6 protein-coding genes and 1 pseudogene are annotated in these 3,492 nt (G+C 49.7%); 3 read left to right on the forward strand and 4 right to left on the reverse strand.

Annotated features, from left to right (window positions below):
- The 3 genes and pseudogenes from RTK01_RS16290 to RTK01_RS16300 form a co-directional block, all read right to left on the reverse strand.
- A pseudogene (locus RTK01_RS16290) lies at nt 1–432 on the reverse strand (hypothetical protein); the annotation flags it as partial.
- A 15-nt stretch (nt 433–447) separates the two neighbouring features.
- Nucleotides 448–681 carry a hypothetical protein gene (locus RTK01_RS16295; protein WP_312281976.1) on the reverse strand — a complete coding sequence of 78 codons (234 nt, stop codon included), beginning with the start codon at nt 679–681 and terminating at the stop codon, nt 448–450.
- Complete coding sequence (locus tag RTK01_RS16300) at nt 681–884, reverse strand: hypothetical protein (RefSeq protein ID WP_293009565.1); 204 nt, start codon at nt 882–884, stop codon at nt 681–683. Before RTK01_RS16300 ends, RTK01_RS16295 begins: the two co-directional genes overlap by 1 nt.
- A 268-nt stretch (nt 885–1,152) precedes the next feature.
- Here RTK01_RS16300 and RTK01_RS16305 point away from each other — a divergent pair, with 268 nt between their 5' ends.
- Nucleotides 1,153–1,701, forward strand: a complete 549-nt coding sequence (locus RTK01_RS16305) for a hypothetical protein (protein ID WP_312281977.1) — start codon at nt 1,153–1,155, stop codon at nt 1,699–1,701.
- A 13-nt stretch (nt 1,702–1,714) separates the two neighbouring features.
- Here the strand turns inward: RTK01_RS16305 and RTK01_RS16310 are convergent, their stop codons facing one another.
- Nucleotides 1,715–1,876, reverse strand: a complete 162-nt coding sequence (locus tag RTK01_RS16310) for a ribbon-helix-helix protein, CopG family (protein WP_312281978.1) — start codon at nt 1,874–1,876, stop codon at nt 1,715–1,717.
- A 205-nt stretch (nt 1,877–2,081) separates the two neighbouring features.
- On the opposite strand from RTK01_RS16310, the gene RTK01_RS16315 reads away from it, so the two are divergent.
- A complete protein-coding gene (locus RTK01_RS16315; RefSeq protein ID WP_312281979.1) occupies nt 2,082–2,813 on the forward strand; it encodes a S24 family peptidase in 732 nt (243 codons plus the stop codon).
- Nucleotides 2,814–3,140: 327 nt separating this feature from the next.
- The gene (locus RTK01_RS16320; protein ID WP_312281980.1) at nt 3,141–3,446 is read left to right on the forward strand and encodes a hypothetical protein; all 306 of its coding nucleotides are present in this window, start codon (nt 3,141–3,143) and stop codon (nt 3,444–3,446) included.
- The last annotated feature ends 46 nt before the right edge of the window (nt 3,447–3,492 follow it).

Below are 3,492 nucleotides of genomic sequence, written 5' to 3' on the forward strand. Positions count from 1 at the left end.
CGTGGCTGCGCCGTAGTTGCCTGCCGTGGCTGCGCCGTAGTTGCCTGCCGTGGCTGCGCCGTAGTTGCCTGCCGTGGCTCTTTTAGGATCAGTATGTCCGGCGGTGGTGTGGGCCTTTACGAACTCGACGTGCGCTTTAACGATGCCGGGGATGCCAATCTCTGCGCCAATCTTAATTTTCTGAGATGCCACCTTGCTGTCATTGCCGTCACGGCTCATACTGCCGGACTGTTCCACCGCGCAATAACGGCTGGTCGCAGGAGGGAAATAGCCGAACACATCAAGCGGACGTTCGCAGGCGTGGAATCCGTTGTTGCAGGCAGAGATTTCACCGGCCTGCTCGTATTCCTTGCCGATCTCGTACTGATACCCACCGCGGCATTTAAGATTTTTGTCAAAGCCCTTGAAAGAAACGATTTTTTCTTCAATCATTTTTGGACACTCCTTTTATAAAATTGTCAGGACCAGCGCCGCGCACAGCGTAACCGCAACAACAGCCAGCCACATACACCGCTGCCGCCACTGTCTGGCGAGACGGGCCTTTTCACGGGTGCGGCGGCGCAGCTCCGTTGCCTTGTCGTCACTGATGCTGTGCAGAGCCGCAACAAAGTGGCAGTCCTGTTCCAGCTTGTCCATGCGTGCAGTGAGGTTGCGGGCGTATTTCTCTGATTTTTGGCTCATTACTTCTCCTTTCTTGCCATGCACCGGGCCAGTGTGGCAACGCTGATGTACCCATTGAAAAACGGGAACATCTTGCCCACGGTCGCATAGCTTTTAATTCCGGTAAATTCCATAGTCTCTTTGATATTCAGCATCTGGCGCCCTTTGGAGTATTCAAGCACCTGTTCAAGGTTGTCCCTGTAAAATTCAGACTCACGGCTCATGTACGACCTCCTTTCTTCCCGATGTTATTGGAAACCACTGCAAATGCTTGCACGGACGGCTGCAATTACGGCGGAACAGGCATCGCTTTCGCCGAATATAAGCGTAGTTCATGCCCCGCTGGTGGCATCCACACCAAGCAACTGCATCAGGCGGAGACCACCCGGTTTTGTACTGTTTCTTTTTCACAAATTTACCTCCAAAGAATTGGCATTGATGAATCGTGTAAAAAGGTGTAGAATTGTGGTAAATTTTGGAGGGGGTGTCGGTTTGCAATTCACACGACAGAAAATTATCAGCGGTATTATTGCGGCGCTCGTATTGGTGGGAGCTTCCAGCATGTCCTACCAAGCGGGAGCGGATACTGCATACACAGAGGGATACCAATCGGGTGAAACCGCTGGTCACGATTCCGGATACCAAGCGGGCTTAGCTGTCAGTTACGACAAGGGATACGCCGAAGGTAAGAGCGCCGGTTACTCCGAAGGTACAGAGTCTGGGCGCACCGCTGGATACGCTGAAGGGCTTTCTGCGGGTAAAGATGCCGGGTATGAGTCGGGCTACGCAGTAGGTGTGACTGATGGAAAAGCGTCGGTTAAAAGTAGCACGACTACCTCTGCCAGTAACACCGCGTCTACGAGCAAAGCGGCCCAGACCACGGAAGATACTAAAACCGTAACTGTGTATGTAACCAAAACCGGAGAGAAATACCACCGCGACGGTTGCCAGTATCTTCGGAAAAGCCAAATAGCTATCTCGCTGTCCAATGCTAAATCTCAGGGATATACGGCCTGCTCCAAGTGCAGTCCGCCGAGATAGCATCAGCCGCTTTTCACGTGCCCCGTCTATCTTCTGACTTAAGGCCCAGCGTTAGCAGATATCTGATAATCTGGGAGTAGGTTCGCCCCTTGAATCGTTCAGCTCCTTTTAATGCCTCTACGGCGGCATCCAAATCGTCGGGAAGCGAGATCGTGATACGTCGCATGTCTGTCATTGGTATAACTCCTTTCGAAAGTGGTTCACTTCTTTTATTTTCCAAGCAGGTGGTTCACTTTCTAAAATATACCACGCAAAGTGAACCACTTCAATTAGCAAATTATCCAAAGAAGTACATCACTTTTTAACACAGGTGCATCACTTTACTATTTACAAAGTGGTGCACCTGTGTTATACTTTGCGAAGAAAGGAGGCCGATAATAGTGGCAACAGAAAAACCCAGATTCTCTGTGACGCTGGAAGATACTTTATTGAGGCGCGTAGACGATTACCAATTTTCATACCGTTTTCCCACGCGCAGTAAAGCAGTGGTTGATTTGGTACGCAGGGGCCTTGCAGAATTAGAGAATGAAACGGAAAGCAAAAGCGCCTCCCCTTATTCAGGAGAGGCGCAGAAATTAGCAAAGGATTACGACAGCTTAGACAATTGGGGTAAGCAGGCGGTTAGGGATTTAACCGACGTGGAACTGGCACGGGTGGAGGATGAATCGCGATTCTTCCAAAATGCAGAGACTGAGCAGGATTCAAAAATTATCAATCTGTATTTGGAACCCGCTGCCGCAGGCATCGCAACTCCGCTGGTCGGACAGGACTACGAACCTTACGAATTGGGGCCGGACGACCCGGCGGGCGCGGCGTTCGCGATACGCATTCAGGGTGATTCTATGGAGCCGCATTTTCCGGACGGCTCAACGGTGTTTGTAAATCACGACGCGCTGGCCGACGGAGATATCGGCGTTTTTTGCGTAGATGGCGGCACCGTCTGCAAGCAATACCATTATGACAGAGTACTTGGGATTACGTACCTATTCTCCTTAAATAGAGATCGGGCCGACTGCGATGTTGTAATTACGAGTGAAAGTAATCAGTCTCTTGTCTGTCAAGGTAGAGTCATGACTAAGAAAAGATATCCTCTGCCCAGCGTAAGCTTGTAATGCTATCAGAGGCACAATTTGATTTGTTTCTTCACACGGTGGATTCGGTGTCAACGTTACCCCAGCGTAGGTATCCAAAGGCCGTACGCTATACCTGCCCTGTCTGCGCTGGAACGGCTGAAATCTATATGAAAAACTCACTACGCGGAATATCCAGATGCGCATCTTGCCACATAATTATGACTATCGCAAAATAAAAAAGCACCGCCCCGGCGCTACCAACACCGGGACGGCAAGAGCAGATTTTCAAGGGGGATTTATCCTTGGGGCCTCTGCGCCCCTATCTTATCACAGTTGCGACGCGATGAAAAGGGGGATTTTATTACTATGGCGAAATACTATGTGCGCCCAGACGGGCTTCACGAATCAATTAAGACCATCAACGGCAAGCGGGTTCCGTTTCGGGGTAAATCTGACCGCGAGGTAGATCGGAAGATACTAGCATACAAGGAGGTCGCAAGCAAAGGAAGGAAAGTTAAGGATATCGCAAAAGAATGGGAGACCGCCCACGAGAGCGAAATTTCGGAGAGCACCCGCCGCGTTTATTCATACGCCGTGGCGCGTATAATAGCATCATTGGGAGAAAAAAAAGAATATGAGGTTGAAAAGAAGGAATTGAAAAGGAAAATATAAGAATTTTAAAAAAAGAAAAGAAGGAATACAGATAAAATAGAATTGG

It is taken from the genome of Oscillibacter sp. (assembly GCF_031978065.1).
Lineage (GTDB): Bacteria > Bacillota > Clostridia > Oscillospirales > Oscillospiraceae > Oscillibacter.